At 60.9% G+C, this 15,808-nt stretch carries 18 protein-coding genes, 1 tRNA gene and 1 pseudogene; 5 read left to right on the top strand and 15 right to left on the bottom strand.

The window, feature by feature from the left end:
• The first annotated feature begins 59 nt into the window (after positions 1-59).
• Entirely contained in the window at positions 60-497 is a 438-nt protein-coding gene (aroQ, locus tag CUR85_RS15200) for a type II 3-dehydroquinate dehydratase (protein ID WP_136720726.1), read from the top strand.
• Positions 497-1,252, top strand: a complete 756-nt coding sequence (locus tag CUR85_RS15195; RefSeq protein ID WP_136720725.1) for a LuxR family transcriptional regulator — start codon at positions 497-499, stop codon at positions 1,250-1,252. Before aroQ ends, CUR85_RS15195 begins: the two co-directional genes overlap by 1 nt.
• Positions 1,253-1,390: 138 nt before the next feature.
• On the opposite strand, the gene CUR85_RS15190 is transcribed toward CUR85_RS15195, so the two are convergent.
• The 6 genes from CUR85_RS15190 to CUR85_RS15165 all read right to left on the bottom strand — a co-directional run bounded on the left by CUR85_RS15190 (position 1,391) and on the right by CUR85_RS15165 (position 5,502).
• Positions 1,391-1,522 (bottom strand): hypothetical protein, encoded by a 132-nt coding sequence (locus CUR85_RS15190; RefSeq protein WP_280322805.1) that lies wholly within the window; start codon positions 1,520-1,522, stop codon positions 1,391-1,393.
• Positions 1,523-1,560: 38 nt separating this feature from the next.
• Positions 1,561-2,436, bottom strand: a complete 876-nt coding sequence (tsf, locus tag CUR85_RS15185; protein WP_067262078.1) for a translation elongation factor Ts — start codon at positions 2,434-2,436, stop codon at positions 1,561-1,563.
• A gap of 98 nt (positions 2,437-2,534) precedes the next feature.
• Entirely contained in the window at positions 2,535-3,410 is an 876-nt protein-coding gene (rpsB, locus tag CUR85_RS15180; RefSeq protein WP_067262080.1) for a 30S ribosomal protein S2, read from the bottom strand.
• 154 nt (positions 3,411-3,564) lie between these two features.
• A complete protein-coding gene (olsA, locus tag CUR85_RS15175) occupies positions 3,565-4,413 on the bottom strand; it encodes a lyso-ornithine lipid O-acyltransferase (RefSeq protein WP_067262082.1) in 849 nt (282 codons plus the stop codon).
• On the bottom strand, positions 4,410-5,168 hold the full coding sequence (gene olsB / locus CUR85_RS15170; protein ID WP_067262083.1) for an L-ornithine N(alpha)-acyltransferase: 759 nt from the start codon (positions 5,166-5,168) through the stop codon (positions 4,410-4,412). The genes olsA and olsB overlap by 4 nt, the downstream gene beginning before the upstream one ends.
• A 148-nt stretch (positions 5,169-5,316) precedes the next feature.
• Positions 5,317-5,502, bottom strand: coding sequence for a DUF3553 domain-containing protein (locus CUR85_RS15165; RefSeq protein ID WP_067262087.1), 186 nt, complete (start codon positions 5,500-5,502; stop codon positions 5,317-5,319).
• Positions 5,503-5,531: 29 nt separating this feature from the next.
• Between CUR85_RS15165 and CUR85_RS15160 the strand changes: the two genes are divergently transcribed.
• Entirely contained in the window at positions 5,532-6,134 is a 603-nt protein-coding gene (locus CUR85_RS15160) for a histidine phosphotransferase family protein (protein WP_067262089.1), read from the top strand.
• Between the two features lie 3 nt (positions 6,135-6,137).
• Here CUR85_RS15160 and CUR85_RS15155 read toward each other — a convergent pair whose 3' ends face one another.
• The 9 genes and pseudogenes from CUR85_RS15155 to CUR85_RS20340 form a co-directional block, all read right to left on the bottom strand.
• On the bottom strand, positions 6,138-7,403 hold the full coding sequence (locus CUR85_RS15155; RefSeq protein WP_136720505.1) for a glutamate-5-semialdehyde dehydrogenase: 1,266 nt from the start codon (positions 7,401-7,403) through the stop codon (positions 6,138-6,140).
• A 28-nt stretch (positions 7,404-7,431) separates the two neighbouring features.
• Positions 7,432-8,537: pseudogene (gene proB, locus CUR85_RS15150) on the bottom strand (glutamate 5-kinase).
• On the bottom strand, positions 8,525-9,559 hold the full coding sequence (gene obgE / locus CUR85_RS15145) for a GTPase ObgE (RefSeq protein WP_067262093.1): 1,035 nt from the start codon (positions 9,557-9,559) through the stop codon (positions 8,525-8,527). The pseudogene proB and the gene obgE overlap by 13 nt, the downstream one beginning before the upstream one ends.
• A 30-nt stretch (positions 9,560-9,589) precedes the next feature.
• Positions 9,590-10,126, bottom strand: a complete 537-nt coding sequence (locus CUR85_RS15140) for a GNAT family N-acetyltransferase (RefSeq protein ID WP_067262104.1) — start codon at positions 10,124-10,126, stop codon at positions 9,590-9,592.
• Between the two features lie 296 nt (positions 10,127-10,422).
• Positions 10,423-10,692 carry a 50S ribosomal protein L27 gene (gene rpmA, locus CUR85_RS15135; protein WP_067262095.1) on the bottom strand — a complete coding sequence of 90 codons (270 nt, stop codon included), beginning with the start codon at positions 10,690-10,692 and terminating at the stop codon, positions 10,423-10,425.
• 12 nt (positions 10,693-10,704) lie between these two features.
• Positions 10,705-11,391, bottom strand: coding sequence for a 50S ribosomal protein L21 (locus CUR85_RS15130; RefSeq protein WP_067262097.1), 687 nt, complete (start codon positions 11,389-11,391; stop codon positions 10,705-10,707).
• A 206-nt stretch (positions 11,392-11,597) separates the two neighbouring features.
• Entirely contained in the window at positions 11,598-12,407 is an 810-nt protein-coding gene (locus CUR85_RS15125; protein WP_067262099.1) for a DUF2059 domain-containing protein, read from the bottom strand.
• Complete coding sequence (locus tag CUR85_RS20345) at positions 12,407-12,772, bottom strand: hypothetical protein (protein ID WP_343245460.1); 366 nt, start codon at positions 12,770-12,772, stop codon at positions 12,407-12,409. The genes CUR85_RS15125 and CUR85_RS20345 overlap by 1 nt, the downstream gene beginning before the upstream one ends.
• Positions 12,773-12,774: 2 nt before the next feature.
• Positions 12,775-13,209 carry a DUF2059 domain-containing protein gene (locus tag CUR85_RS20340; protein ID WP_343245459.1) on the bottom strand — a complete coding sequence of 145 codons (435 nt, stop codon included), beginning with the start codon at positions 13,207-13,209 and terminating at the stop codon, positions 12,775-12,777.
• 183 nt (positions 13,210-13,392) lie between these two features.
• Between CUR85_RS20340 and CUR85_RS15115 the strand changes: the two genes are divergently transcribed.
• Both CUR85_RS15115 and CUR85_RS15110 read left to right on the top strand, forming a co-directional pair.
• Positions 13,393-13,482 (top strand) — tRNA-Ser (locus tag CUR85_RS15115).
• A gap of 265 nt (positions 13,483-13,747) precedes the next feature.
• Positions 13,748-15,688 (top strand): TonB-dependent receptor domain-containing protein, encoded by a 1,941-nt coding sequence (locus tag CUR85_RS15110; protein WP_067262100.1) that lies wholly within the window; start codon positions 13,748-13,750, stop codon positions 15,686-15,688.
• The last annotated feature ends 120 nt before the right edge of the window (positions 15,689-15,808 follow it).

The following is a 15,808-nucleotide window of genomic DNA, read 5'->3' as shown; positions in this document are numbered from 1 at the left end:
GCTGGACAGCGCCAGTTTTGCTCCGTTAACACTATCTAGATGATTTAATGTGAGTGATTATGGCGTCTGTACTTATTTTGAACGGCCCGAACCTGAACCTTTTGGGCACGCGGCAGCCTGAGGTCTATGGCAAGACCACCTTGGCGGATGTTGAGGCCCTCTGTGCCGAGGAAACCGCACGGCTGGGTCTGGAGATGGAGTTTGCGCAGTCGAACCACGAAGGCAGCCTGATCGATCTAATCCATGCGGCGCGCGGCCAACATGCCGGTATCATTCTGAATGCCGGCGCCTATACGCACACTTCTATCGCGTTGATGGACGCTATCGCGTCGGTCGAACTGCCTGTGGTTGAAGTGCATCTAAGCAACATTCACGCCCGTGAAAGTTTCCGCCACACGTCCTATATCGCGCCGGTGGCCCTTGGGCAGATTTGCGGCTTTGGCGTCCACGGTTATATTCTGGCCATTCAAGCCCTTCAACGTCATATCGTAAGCTAATGAATTTGCGCGACTATCTTCATCAGATCGCGCATAGCCCGACAATCGAAGAACTCTGGGATGCCCATACGCGACAGATGGCTGACTATGGGTTCGACCGGCTGATCTACGGCTTTACGCGCTACCGCACACCGACCTCTTTGGGCGATCCGGCGGATTTCGTGATTCTGAGCAATCAAAGCACGGAATACCTCAACGGCTATGTGCACAGTGGGCTCTACTTCAACGCGCCGATGCTGCGTTGGGCGCTCAACAACGAAGGCGCCTGTAGCTGGGGCTCCTTGGCGGAAATCACGCAGCGCGATGGCTTATCGGAGACCGAAAAACGAGTGATCGACTTCAACGCCAGCATGGATGTGACGGCGGGCTATACGATCAGCTTCCGCTCGATCTCGGCCCGGTCCAAGGGGGCGATTGCGCTAACAGCGCGCCGTGGCCTGTCTCAGGATGAGGTGGATGCGATTTGGGCCACGCATGGCGCTGACATTCAGTTGATGAATGAAATTGCGCATCTGAAGATCCTCTCCCTGCCCTATAGCAGCCCTAACCGCAGCCTCACGCGGCGTCAACTGGAGGTGCTGCAATGGGTCGGAGATGGCAAGACCACGCAGGATATCGCCCTGCTGATGGGTCTGACGGCGCCTACGGTCGAAAAACACCTGCGCCTCGCGCGGGAGGCTTTGTCGGTCGAGACGACGGCTCAGGCGGTGCTGAAAGCGGCCTTTGCGAACCAGATGTTTGTGATGGATCCGTAATATATTAGGGTATGGAATACCTTACTGGCACCTCAGGTAGTAGATGGCCATGGTCCGCCAGTATCGCGGGTGTTCGCACCCGCGGTACGACGGGCCTTTAATCCTTGTAATACCAAGGCGCTTTTTGGCTCGCCGGTCTCAGTCAGGTTTATTTTTCGCCTGGCTGACCGGATCCTTCCCCTGCCCCATCCAGAACTTGCCCTGATGCTTCGAGCTGTCGTTTGTGTCGGCGTCGCCATCGGTGATTGCCCACGAAAAAGGGCGGCGCATCGGAATGCACCGCCCCATATTCTTCAGGTCGAGAAGGCTTAGCCCTTCGCGGCTTTCGCCACTTCCGCTGCGAAGTCTTCTTTGACGACTTCGATGCCTTCGCCAACTTCCAGACGCACGAAACCAGTGATGGTTGCGCCCGCTTCTTCGGCGGCTTTGCCGACGGTCAGGTCAGGGTTCACGACGAAGGACTGGTTCACCAGTGTCACTTCGGACATGTACTTCTGCATGCGGCCGGTGATCATTTTCTCGATCACGGCTTCGGGCTTGCCGCTTTCGCGGGCGATGTCCATCTGAACCTGCTTCTCTTTCTCGACCACGGCCGGGTCCAGATCAGCTTCGGAGAGCGACGCGGGGTTCACAGCGGCGATGTGCATCGCGATCTGCTTGCCCAGTTCCTCGTTGCCACCGGTCATAGCGACCAGAACGCCGATTTTGCCCATGCCGGGTGCGGCGGCGTTGTGGACGTAGGAGACGACAGTCTCGCCTTCGATGCTCTGCATGCGGCGCAGGGACATGTTCTCGCCGATTTTGGCGATGGCGTCTGTCAGGGTGGTTTCAACGGATTTGCCGTCGATCTCAGCCGCTTTCAGCGCTTCGACATCGTCCACTTTCAGCGCGGCATCGGCGATGTTGCTGACCATGGATTGGAATTCGGCGTTCTTGCCGACGAAGTCAGTTTCAGAGTTCACCTCAACCGCGACACCGTGACCGCCTTCGACCTTAACAGCCACAAGACCTTCGGCAGCGGTACGGCCGGATTTCTTCGCCGCTTTGGCCAGACCTTTGGTGCGCAGCCAGTCGACAGCGGCTTCCATGTCGCCGTCGTTTTCTGTCAATGCCTTCTTGGCGTCCATCATGCCTGCGCCGGTGCTGTCGCGCAGTTCCTTGACCATGGATGCTGTGATTGCCATCTCTTGGTTCTCCTTTGGAAATCGGGTGCAGGCCCAAGGCCCGCCTCTGGTGGAAATCGGGGCAGGTTACCCTGCCCCGTGTTTCAGGTCCGTGACGCTTAGCCTTCGGCTTTGGCGACGGTCTCTTTCTTGGATTCGATGTCCAGCGGCGCGTCTTTGCCCATGGCATCGTCGTGCAGAGTCTCTTCGGACGCGTTGCCGATTTCGACGCCGGTGCTTTCTTCGCTCACGGCTTCTTCTTCGGGGGCTTCTTCCATGGCGCCCAGGTCAACGCCTGCCGCACCCAGCTGAGCCGACATGCCGTCGAGAGCGGCGCGCGATGCCAGATCGCAGTAGAGCGCGATGGCGCGGGCCGCGTCGTCGTTGCCGGGAATGATGTAATCAACACCGTCGGGCGAGCAGTTGGTGTCAACCACGGCCACAACCGGGATGCCCAGCTTGTTGGCTTCTGCGATGGCCAGCGACTCTTTCTTCACGTCGATGACGAAGAGCAGGTCAGGGCGACCGCCCATTTCGCGGATACCACCCAGCGACGCTTCGAGCTTCGCTTGGTCGCGTTCCATGCCAAGACGCTCTTTCTTGGTCAGGCCTTCGAAGCCGCGCTCGGACTGTTCGTCGATATTTTTCAGGCGGTTGATCGACTGCGAAACGGTCTGCCAGTTGGTCAGCGTACCGCCGAGCCAACGGTGGTTCATGTAATACTGTGCGCATTTCTCTGCGGCGTCGGCGATCGGCTGAGCGGCCTGACGCTTGGTGCCGACGAAGAGAACGCTGCCGCCCTTGGCGACGGTGTCACGGATCACTTTCAGCGCTTCGTCCAGCATGGGGACGGTCTGTGTGAGGTCCATGATGTGGATGCCGTTGCGCGCGCCGTAGATATACGGGCCCATGCGGGGGTTCCAGCGCTGTGTCTGGTGACCAAAGTGTACGCCTGCTTCGAGCAGTTGGCGCATGGAGAACTCAGGAAGAGCCATGTCTTTATACCTTTCCGGTTTAGCCTCATCGGGGGTATGACAGCCTCATGCTGCCAACCGGCGGACGATCTGGGATTTCTCCCCAAAAGGCCCAACCCCGACTGCGGGTTCAAGTGGGGCGCATATAGGCCAGCGCGCGGCGCAGCGCAAGAGCTTATTGCAGGCGCGGCCCGCCATCAGCATCTGCCTGAGCATGCCCCGCGCGCACGATCGCCTCGCAGCGTTGCGCCAACGCCTTGCGCCCGGTGTATTCCGCCACCGGCAACGGCGGGTGATAGACCACCTCGACCGCGCCTTGCCGGGCCGCGGCCAGCGTCGTTAGCAGATGCGCGCCAAAGGACATATCCCCCCACCAGCCATAGAACCGCGGATCTTCACCCTGCGGCGCGTGGTAGATCACGCTGACCGGCTGCACCGCGATCTCATCGCGCAAGGCCGGATCAAAGAAGGCCTCGAACAGCGTGGTCTTGAAGGGGAGCACTTGAAACCCGTCGGTGCTGGTCCCCTCGGGGAAAAATAGCAGCTTATGCCCGGCCAAGAGGCGGGTCCGAAACACCTCTGTCTGGTTGCGCGCCTCGGCCCGGTCGCGGCGGATAAAAACGGTACCCGTCGCCCGCGCCAGCCAGCCGATGCCGGGCCAGCCCGCCACCTCGGATTTGGAGACGAAGTAGATCCGTTTGGCCGCATTCAGCGCAAAAATATCGAGCCATGAGGTATGGTTGGCCACCACCGCGCCGCGCCGTTCCATCGGGGTGCCGCGGCGGATAAAGCGCATGCCCAGCACCCAGAACGCCGCGCGGCATACCATCTGCGTGATATGGGGGGTGATGGGCCGATGCAGGCCGAAAATTGGCCGCTCGATCAAGCGCAGCAGCAGCAAGACCAGTAACCCGCCGAAAACCAAAATCGCCAAGGCCGCGCCGCGCAGCATGACCCGCAGCGTCCCGGCAAGCGTCAAACGCCGCTCTGGCGGCGGCTGGTCGCTGTCCCAAGTCGTGCTCATGCAGCACTCCCGTTATAGAACCGCATCTGCCGCGCGCTCATCTGTTTCGTATCAAGGATCAGGCAAACATCCGTGGTGTTGAAGGCCCGGTCGATATAGGCCCCCTCGCCCACGGTGCCGCCCAGCCGAAGGTAGGCTTTGATCAGGCTCGGCACCGCCAGCATGGCCTTGCGCCGGTCCAACTCGGCCTCGGGGATCAGGTCCATGGGCGCGTATTCGCGCGCGCGGACCCGCAGTTCGGGCGGTGCCAAATGCCGGTGATGCAAAAGCGAAAGCGGCTCGGCCAGAGCCGCGGTGTCGGTGCCGTGAAAGCTCGCCACGCCAAAGAGAACCTCGATCTCATATTCGGCAACATAGCCTGCAAGCGCGGCCCAAAGGTGGTGCATCGCCGTGCCACCGCGATAAGCGGGGTCAAGGCAAGAGCGCCCCAATTCCAACAACTTACGCCCCGACTGGACAAGCGGCGCCAGATCATATTCCGCCGCCGAATAGAAGCCCCCTGCCCGCGCGGCCATATCGCCTCGCATCACCCGGTAGACGCCCGCCAATTTACCACAGCGCCGGTCGGTCAAAAGCAGATGGTCAAAGTAGGGATCGAACCGGTCCCGCTCCAACCCGGCGGCATGATCGACCATCGGCCCGCCGCCGCCCAACTCGCGCACGAAAACGTCATACCGCAGCCGCTGTGCCGCCTGCACATCGGCCTCCGTCTGCGCCAATCTGACCTGAAAATCTGCTGCTACGCCCCGTGGCATCGGCCAATCCTATGCCCGAAATGAAAGTCTCCGCCTGATAGGCAATCGGCTGCGCGGGCGCAACAGTTGCAGGGAAAGCGGAAATCGGTTACTCTCCTTAAGGTTGCTTTAAGAAAATTTTCTTCCACCATTAAGGATTTGGAAAGGGTCATCCCTCATCAAATACCGGCATTAATTCCAAACGAAAGCTGTCTATGACCACTTTGCCTTGGTCACGAAAGTTGACCGTCACCTTGCCGCCGATATTGCTTTGCACCTGTCCCGTGCCCCATTCGGGATGCTGCGGATGCATCACCAACATGCCCGGCGTCAGCAGCGCGTTCAGATCATCCATGCCGTTTCCAATCATTCCAAGGGGCCACCATGGGCCAGCTTAACATTGACCTGCCCGCCCTGATCGGCAGCCGCATTTGCCACGACTTGATATCGCCAATTGGGGCCATCAACAACGGGCTTGAATTGCTTCAGATGGCGGGCACCGGGGCCGCCCCGGGGCCTGAGCTTGCCCTGATCGGTCAAAGCGTCGAAAGCGCCTCGGCCCGGATCCGCTTTTTCCGCATCGCCTTTGGGGCCGCGGGCGATCAGACCATGGGCCAGAACGAGGTGACTTCGATCCTACGTGATCTCTATGCCGCCTCGCGGGTTGAGGTTGATTGGCAGGTCACAAGCCCCCAATCGCGCAATTGCGTACGGATGGCCTTCCTCGCGCTGCTCTGTATCGAAACGGCCCTGCACCACGGCGGGCGGATCACCATCGCCGAAGAGGCAGGCCATTGGTCCCTACAGGCCGAGGCCGACAAAATCGCGATAGACCCTGAACTTTGGGCGCTGCTGACACAGCCCGGGCCGGACCGGCCGCTACAGCCCGCGCAGGTTCAATTCGCGCTCTTGCCAATTCTGGCCGAAGCGCAGGGGAAAGAAATCACGCTCGACAACAGCGATACGGCACTGACCCTGTCTTACTAAAGGTCAGCCGCGCACGGTCCCCTCGCCACGCACGAGGTATTTGAAGCTCGTCAACTGCGCCGCGCCAACGGGGCCGCGGGCATGAAGCTTGCCTGTGGCGATGCCGATCTCTGCGCCCATGCCGAACTCTCCCCCATCCGCGAATTGGGTCGAGGCGTTATGCATCAGGATCGCCGAATCCAGCCCGTTAAAGAACGCCGCGGCGGTCTCCGCATTCTCGGTCAGGATGCAATCGGTATGCCCCGATCCATACTCGCGAATATGCGCCATCGCAGCGTCCAGATCGGGGACGACCCGCGCCGCGACGATCATATCGAGGTATTCTTGCCCCCAATCCGCATCGCTGGCCGGGACCGTGCCGGGGACATCCTGCAAGGCTGCATCAGCGCGCACTTCGACGCCTGCGTCGATCAGCGCCCGGATCACGCCATTGCCAATCGTCTTGGCCACATCCTCATGGATCAAAAGACATTCCGCCGCGCCGCAAATGCCCGTCCGCCGTGTCTTGGCGTTAAGCACGACCTTCAACGCTTTCTCGGGGTCCGCCTCGGCGTCGATATAGATGTGCACGATGCCTTCCAGATGGGCAAAGACCGGCACCCGCGCCTCACGCTGGACCAAGCCGACAAGCCCCTTGCCGCCGCGCGGCACGATCACGTCGATGGTATCGGTCATCGTCAGCATCTCACGCACCGCCGCCCGGTCGCGCGTCGGGACCAATTGCACCGCGTCTTCGGGCATGCCCGCATCCCGCAGCCCCTGTTGCAGACAAGCGTGGATGGCACGCGATGAATGAAAGCTTTCCGACCCGCCGCGCAGGATCACCGCATTGCCCGCTTTGAGACAAAGCGCGCCGGCATCCGCCGTCACATTAGGGCGTGATTCATAGATCACGCCGATCACGCCGAGCGGGGTACGCACCCGCTGAATGTTCAGGCCCGAGGGCTGGTCCCATTCAGCGATTACCTCGCCCACCGGATCGACCTGTTCCGCGACCGACCGCAGCCCGTCGACCATGCCGCAAATACGCTCTTCGTTCAGCATCAGCCGGTCCATCATGGCGTCCGACAGCCCCTTGTCGCGGCCAAAGGCGAGGTCTTGCTCATTGACGGCAATGATCTCGGCCCGGTTTTTCCAGACCGCATCGGCAGCGCTGATCAGGGCGGCGTGTTTCCTCTCGGCCGTGGCGGTTGCCAGTTGCGCTGCCGCTGCACGGGCGCGGGCGCCGATATCGGCCATCAGTTCAGAGATATTTTCGATGTCGTTCATAGCCTTATGCCCCTGTCTTCATCTTCTCTTAGAGCGCCATATCGTCGCGATGGATCAAGGCCGCCCGCCCGGGATAGCCCAAAAGCGCCTCAATCTCCGCGCTCTTGTGGCCTTTGATCTGCCCGATCTCCTCCGCCGAATAGCGGCTGAGACCATGGCCCACCGCGTGACCGGCGGGATCATACATGGCGATGCTATCGCCCCGTTCAAAACGCCCCTCAACGGCGGTCACCCCGGCCGGCAAGAGGGATGTGCCCCGCGCCAAAGCCGCCACGGCTCCGGCGTCCAAGGTCACTGCCCCGCGCGGTTTCATCGCGGCGATCCAGCGCTTGCGCGCGGCCTGTGGATCGCTCTGCGCGCTGAACCAAGTGGCATTCGCCCCACTTTCTAGCGCGGTGAGCGGGCGCATGACGAACCCATCGGTGATCGCCATCGCACAGCCCGCCGTTGTCGCCGTGCGCGCGGCCATCAGCTTGGTTTTCATACCACCTTTGGACAGGCCCGACCCGGCATCACCGGCCATCGCCTCGATCTCGGGGGTGATGCTATCGATCACGTCATAGCGTTTCGCGGTGGGGTCCTGTGAGGGGTTGGCACTGTAGAAACCATCCACATCGGAGAGCAAAATCAACTGATCCGCCCCCACCGTCACCGCGATCTGCGCGGCGAGACGGTCATTGTCGCCAAAGCGGATTTCATCGGTCGCGATCGTGTCATTCTCATTCACGATGGGCACCACGCCGAGCGAGAGCAACTGCTCCAATGTCGCGCGGCTGTTGAGGTAGCGCCGGCGGTTGGCGCTGTCTTCCAGCGTTACCAGCACCTGCGCCGTGGTGATGCCGTGGGGGCCAGCACCTCTTCATAAGCCCGGGCAAGGCGGATTTGCCCCACCGCCGCGGCGGCCTGCGCCTGTTCCAGCGCCAAGACGGTCGGCGGGAGGCCCAGAACACCCCGGCCAAGCGCGATGGAGCCAGACGATACCAGCACAACATCGCAGCCTAAGCCCTTGAGCCACAAGACATCTTGCGCCAATCCAGTCAGCCAGTCCCGGCGCAGATTGCCGCTATCGCGGTCCACCAGAAGGGCGGAGCCGATCTTGATGACGACACGGCGGGCGGTGCTTAGGGTTGCCAAGGCGTCTCTTCCTCGGTGCTGCGGAACCGCAGGCGATCTTCGTCAATGTTCTGGCGCAGGGTGCGCAATACTTCCGTCACGCCTTCGCCAGCCACACTGGACATCATCATCACGCTGCCGCCAGAGGCTTTTTCCAATTCTTTCAAACGGCTTGCACGTTCTTCCTCATCCAAAGCGTCAACTTTGTTCAACACAGTGACACGCGGCTTTTCGGCCAGATCGCCGCCATAGGCCTCCAGCTCTCCGATGATGGTGTGGTAATCCTCGGCCACGGTTTCAGAGGTGCCGTCGATGAGGTGCAACAACACCGCGCAACGCTCGACATGGCCAAGGAAAAGATCGCCCAGACCCCGCCCTTCGGAGGCGCCTTCGATGAGGCCGGGAATATCCGCCACCACGAATTCAGTGTTATCGACACCGACCACGCCAAGGTTGGGGTGCAACGTGGTGAATGGGTAATCGGCAATCTTAGGCCGCGCGTTCGACGTGCTCGCAAGGAAGGTCGACTTGCCCGCATTCGGCAGGCCCAGCAGGCCCACATCGGCGATCAGCTTGAGCCGCAGCCAGAGGGTCCGCTCCACCCCTTCCTGCCCGGGGTTCGAGCGGCGGGGGGCTTGGTTGGTCGCGGATTTGAAATGCAGGTTGCCCCAGCCGCCATTGCCGCCGCGCGCAAGCTGCACGCGCTGGCCAAGCTCGGTCAGGTCGGCGATGACGGTTTCCTGATCCTCATCGAGGATCTCCGTGCCCACGGGCACCCGCAGGATGATATCCTCACCGTCCTTACCGGTGCGCTGTTTGCCCATGCCGGGCTGGCCGTTCTTGGCAAAGAAGTGTTGCTGATAGCGAAAGTCGATCAGCGTGTTCAGCCCATCGACCGCCTCGGCCCAGACCGAGCCGCCGGTGCCGCCATCCCCGCCATCCGGGCCGCCATATTCGATATATTTCTCACGCCGGAACGACACACAGCCGCCGCCCCCGGCGCCGGATCGGATGTAGACTTTGCACAGGTCGAGAAACTTCATGGTCTTGCCTTTCAGGCACGGGAAACGGAGCTACAGCTTGCGGCTATAGGTCCATGTGGGTACGGCAGCATCGCGGGCCAAGCAATAGGTTTCCGCGTCGCCGAGATAGACAAAGCCCGCATTGGTCAGCACCTTGGCCGAGGCCGGGTTGTCATGGAAAACAGAGGCAAAAAGCGCGTCATTGCCCAAAGGGTTAGCGTTTACCAAAGCCTGCACCGCGTCAGAGGCAAGATGCGTGTTCCAGAACGCCGGTGCCACCCAATAGCCGATTTCGGATTGGTTGCGGTCCAGCCGGGTGAGGGAGATCACGCCCATCACTTCGGAACTGTCCGCGCGGGTACCGTCCATGACCCAGACGTCTTCTTCACGGTCATCGGACATGGCGCGGGTGACATAGGCCTCAACACTGCCGGGCGGCAGCGGATGCGGGATCGAGGATGTGGCATTGGCGACCCGCGGGTCGCTGGCATACATCTCAATCATGCCCATGTCGGACCGGCGCACCGGGCGCAGGTCAAACCGCTCTGTCTCAATAAGGGGTTGGTTCACAATCGCTTCCAACTGCATCGTCATGTTCCTCCTCCGAACAGACTGGATTGGGGGCCTTTGGCCAGACGGGCCGCCCCTGCCCCGATCGCGCGCAACCCGCGCGCCGAGGCGTTGACACATTCGACATATTCCTCCCTGCCGAATGTAACGACTTTATCAAAATTCAGCCGCCTTCCGCAAAGAGCGGAGAAACGGCCCGGCAGGCCAATGGGCCCTAAACTGGAAAACAAAAACATCGGGGGTCTTTCCGAAAAAGAAAAAGGGACCGGCGGTATCGCCGATCCCTGATTTTTTCAAACCCTTTGGGGTACGGCTTATTCAGCGGCCTCCGCGCGTGGCAGAACCGAAATGAACGTGCGGTTTTTCAGACCTTTGTGGAAGGTCACAGCGCCGTCGACGGTTGCAAAGATCGTGTGATCCTTGCCCATGCCAACGCCTTCGGCAGGCCAGAACTTGGTGCCGCGCTGACGCACGATGATGTTGCCGGGGATGACGGCTTCGCCGCCGTATTTTTTCACGCCAAGGCGACGACCAGCTGAGTCGCGCCCGTTACGGGATGAACCGCCTGCTTTTTTATGTGCCATCTCGGTCTCTCCTTAGCCTTTGGTCTTTTCTTTGGCCTGTTCGACCCAGCCTTCACGCTGGATACGGCCTTTGAAAGACAGTTTCTCGTCAACTTCAGCGATATCCGCTTCGGTCCATGCTGCGATTTGAGCGAAGGAGGTGATGCCCGCTTCGTGCAGCTTTTTCTCAAGTGCGGGGCCAACGCCGCTCAGCGCCTTCAGGTCGTCCGCGCCAGCTTCCGACATCTGGTCGGCTTTCTCGGCTTTCGGAGCGGCCTTGGTGGCTTTCGCCTTCTTGGCCTTCTTGATCTGCGCAGCCTCATCGGTCTTGCCGGTGATGGCAGCCACGGCGGCGGCGCTTACGGAGCCTGTGCCGACAGCTTCGGATACGCCCGACTTCTCTGCGCCGGAGGCGAGGATGTCGGTGATCTTGACCAGAGTCAGCTTCTGACGGTGACCCTTGGTGCGCTTGGAAGAGTGCTTCCGGCGGCGCTTGACGAAGTTGATGACCTTTTCGCCTTTGATCTGATCGACGACTTCGGCCTGAACGCCTGCATCTTTAACCGTGGGCGCGCCGAGCACGGGGCTGTCGCCGCCCAGCATCAGAACTTCGTTGAACTGGACTGTTTCGCCAGCATTGGCCGCAATACGTTCAACGCGCAGCATATCGCCTGCTTGAACCTTGTATTGCTTGCCGCCTGTCTTGATGACCGCAAACATGCGTCTTCCTTTTCTGTCATCCGCGTTCTGTGGCACCCGCTTGGGAGTTTGTGGATGGCTTTCCGGCCGATCCGCCTCGAACAGCGCGCCCATGGGGCGTCATTAAAAAACAATCCCGAAAACGGATTACCCGCCGGGATGCGGGCTTATCTTCGGAATAGCGGCGCAAGTCAAGTAGGTTTTCTTGGCCCCGCCCCTAGGGCCTGTCAGAGGCTTTCGGCCACCATGTTCAGCGCCAATGCGCGCCCCAGCCCGTAGGAGATATCCTCATAGGCCCGACCGAACCCGTCGAAAAGCCCGCGGTTGAGCGCCCGGCCCGCCGGTGTCTCGGCAAAGGCCGCATATTGCGCAATTTCGGCGTTGCTCAAGGGGTGATAGGCCAGCAGCATATAGGCGTGCAACCAGACGGAGGTATCTTCGGTCACCGCATCCAGATCGGCGCCAACATCGGCCAAGAGGTCTTCATCACTGTCCTTGAGCGCGTCGCCATCGCGCATGCCGCGCAGGAATTGGAAATTGCTGTTTAGCGCCGTGCCGACATTGCGGTCGATCATATCGGAAGCGTCGATCAATCGGCGGATCAAAGTCACCCGCGGATCACCGTCCCCCGCCAGCACCCCATAGTTCGCCCGCGCAATCTGCTCGATTTCAGGCTTGGCGATGGCGGCACGGGCGGCATTCTCCAGCCCAACGATCCGACGCCCCAGTTCGGTGGAATAAAAGGCGATCGCCTTTTCGACCTCCTCCGCCGTCATCGTCTCTTCTAAGGCGCGGCGGACCATTTCGACCATACGCTCGGGATCGTGGATGCTTTCGACCTGCATCTGCCAGGCTGGGCCGCCCTGCCCGCCCAGAATGTCTTGGTTCAGCACCTCCGCATGGGCCTGCCCTTCATCGCTGAGGATCACCGCCGCTTGGCGAAGCTCCAACAAGTCGACCAGCACAGTCATCCGCGCATCGGCCCAAGCAGGCAGCGCCAGAAGCCACAGAAGCGGCGCGAAAACCCAAGCCCGCATCAGATGTCCTGACTGGGCTGCATGGCCGCAAGCCGCGCGGCCACGGCCTCGAACCGGTTGGCCATGATCTCATATTGAACGGCGTTCATCAGCGTATAGACTTGCTGCATCTTGGGATGCTCCAACGCCTCGGCATAGGCGGCAAGGTCTTCGTCCGAGAAGGATTGATAGGTATAGGCGGCGTTGGCCAGCGCGTTAGCGGCGATCTGCGCGCCCAGCTCATCCGCCTGCGCCCGCATCGCCCCGCGCAGGTCCGGCTCTTCCATCTGCAATTCGATCACCCCGGCCGCCGCGGCGGCCAGAAGGAAACGAATCTGCACCTCTTGAATGGCCCGGACCGAAATTTCTTCGACATCGCTGGCCACGTTCAAGCGCCGCAGGGTCTCCAACCGGGGGAGCCGATCCGCTCAAGCCCCGCGATGATGGCGGCACCGCTTTCGGCCTTCAGCCCATCATCCTCAGCCATATGCGCCTTATTCTCGACCGCCACCAAACGCTGGCCCAGATCGGAGGCATAGAACCCAGCGGCATGATCCAACAGGTCATCGCTGAGCGTCTCGGCAAGGATATCCATCGCCATGTCGTGCATCAACTCGGTGTCAAAAACATCGCGCACCAGCCGCGACCACTCCGAGCCGAAATCCTCGCTTTGCAGCCCCAACATCTCAGGCGCGGAATCGGCAGACAGGCGAATGCTCTCCAACGCCACGTCAAAGCCGGTTACCTCCAAAAACCGCTCCAACGCGCCGCGATCCGCCGCCCGCAGCGGCAGGGCAAGCGCGACGAGCAGCATCAACGCCATGACAAAGGGGCTGCACTCATTCGGTTTTGGCGGAACATGGGCGGTCCTTTCGCAGAATTCTGCCTTTAAACTTAGGCTCTACCAGCCTCGGCGCAATGAAAATCCCCAAACTTTCAATTGATGCGCAAAACCCCTCTTGCCACTGCTGGAAAAGGCGACTAAACGGACCCCCCAGACCCCCGCGGAGAGGTGCCGGAGTGGTCGAACGGGGCGGTCTCGAAAACCGTTGACCCTTCACGGGGTCCCAGGGTTCGAATCCCTGTCTCTCCGCCACTAACGCCTTGGGCGTGGTGCTTATTTCGCCCGATACGAAGACGATGGTCAGTCGCCGCGCAAGCCGCGACGTCACTGTCCTCCAAACCGATCTGCTTAAAGACCAAGCACCCGCGTAGAAATCCAACGCCGCAGCCGCCCCCCTCCCGCTTTAGCCAAATCCGCGCCTTGAACATTTCGGCGGATTGACGCAACTATCCGCGCAGAGCAAGCAAGCGGTTTCATGAGTCCCAGCCAGCCAAGGATTTCTACAAGGGACAATAAAATGAAAACCACTACCGCCAAGCGCGTCGCGCTCTCTTGGCTGATGTGCTCGACCGCCACTCTCGCCTATGCGCAAGACGACACCGCCTTCGATCTCGGCGTGCTGCGCATTCAGACCTCAGCCGCACAGGCCGTTTTGGGCAATGACGAGATCACCGAAACCGAAATCGAACAGCGCAACCCGGCGACCGTGGCCGATGTCTTTGCCGGCGAATCCGCGATCACTGCCAGCGGCGGCGCGCCGATCGCGCAGAAGGTCTATGTGAACGGGATCGAGGAAAGCCTGCTTTCCGTCACCATCGATGGTGCGCGACAGAACAAATCGGCCTTCCACCATACCGGCAACGTCCTGCTGGATCCGGCCTTGCTGAAATCCGTTGAGGTCAGCGCGGGGCTTGCCCCGGCGGATCAGGGACCAAACGCGCTGGCGGGCTCTATCGCCTATACCACCAAAGACGCCCGCGATTTGCTGGACGGGGATGATCCCTTTGGAGGTCGCTACACGCTGTCCTATGGCAGCAATGGCCAAGGGTTCCGCAACACCCTGACCCTCTTCGGGCAGAACGACGGTTTCGATTATCTGCTGAGCGGCACCCGGGCGACGGGCGACGATTATGATGACGGCTCGGGCAGCACCATCACCGGCACGCGGGCGGACCTGACCGACTATATCGCGAAATTCGCCTATACCTCCCAAAGCGGGAAACGTCTGAGCTTCTCTGCTTCTGAGACCACTGACAGCGGCCTGCGCGCATCTCAGGGTGGCTTCATCCGCCCCGACTTTGCCGATGTGATCGGGCGCGACACGGTGCTTTATGAAGCGCTGTCGCAACGCACATCCTATAGCCTGACCTATGAAGACGAGAACCCCTCGGGCATCTGGGCGCCCTATGCGCAGCTCAGCTACAACGAGCAGGCGATGGACGTAGGCTCGCTTTATGGTGTGAACAAAAGCCTCAGCGGTGTGCTCAGCAACGAGTTCACGCTCCGCAACGGCAGCGTCAATGTCGGTGTCGATTTCTTTGACGAAAGCGCCGAAGGCTATGACAACACGGTCAGCCCGCGCAGTTCGAGCGGCCGCGAAGAGCTTAGCAACATCGGTATCTTCGCACAGGCACGGCAGGATCTGTCGGACCGCATCTCCGTATCCTACGGCGGACGCTATGACTGGGCGTCCTTCGAAGGCGCCGATGGGAGCGATTTTGACGCCAGCGGCGCCAGCCTCAACGGCTCTGTCGATTACGTCTTGAACGATCAATGGACCCTCAACGCCGGGGCCGCCTCCAGCTGGGGCGGTTATGAGTTGGGTGAGGCTGCATTGGTCAACTTCCGCACCCCGTGGAATTATGACGGCTTCACCACCTCGCGCGCCAATGCGGTGCGTCTTGGCCTGCGTTACGACAGCGGCCCTTGGGCGGTCAAAGGCGCGCTCTTCGACACTGAGATCGAAGACATCAACGCCGTTCTGCCCTCAAGCGGTGCACGCGGTGCAGTGGACGATCTGACATCGCGCGGCTTCGACGGGTCGGTCACCTATACCGGCGCGCGCGGCTTCGCGACCTTGAACTACACCTATGCCGATGTGCAAACCAACGACGCGACAACCGCTACGACCGCCTATTACCTTGGCCGTCCAGTTGGCCATATCTTTGGCTTCGAAGCGGGCTATGACGTGACCGAGGAGTGGCGCATCGGGGCGACCGCGCAGATCGCCTTGGAGAACGACGATACCGATGTGTCGCTCGACAGCTATGAGGTGGTCAATCTCTACGCGGAATACAAACCGCGGCGGATGGAGAACCTGAACCTGCGCATGGACGTGCAGAACCTGTTCGACGCGACCTATGCAAGCCGCAGTTCCGATGGGCTTGGGCTTGCCAATGTGGTGCCCTTGACCGAACCGGGCCGCACTGTCAGCCTGACCGCGTCGATCAGCTTTTAACTGACGCAGGTATCGCCCCCCTTTGTGCGGGGGCGATACCCTTTTCCGGCGCTTGCCGCCTACGGTTCTTTCCGCAGTCCTCCTCCCGCTTGATCCAGATCAATGCAGCCGCGCCCCGCC

Origin of the sequence: Sulfitobacter faviae (genome assembly GCF_029870955.1) — a bacterium.
Classification (GTDB): Bacteria; Pseudomonadota; Alphaproteobacteria; order Rhodobacterales; family Rhodobacteraceae; genus Sulfitobacter; species Sulfitobacter faviae.
Note: the sequence above shows the minus strand (reverse complement) of the source record. Positions and strands in the feature narration are given on the sequence as shown.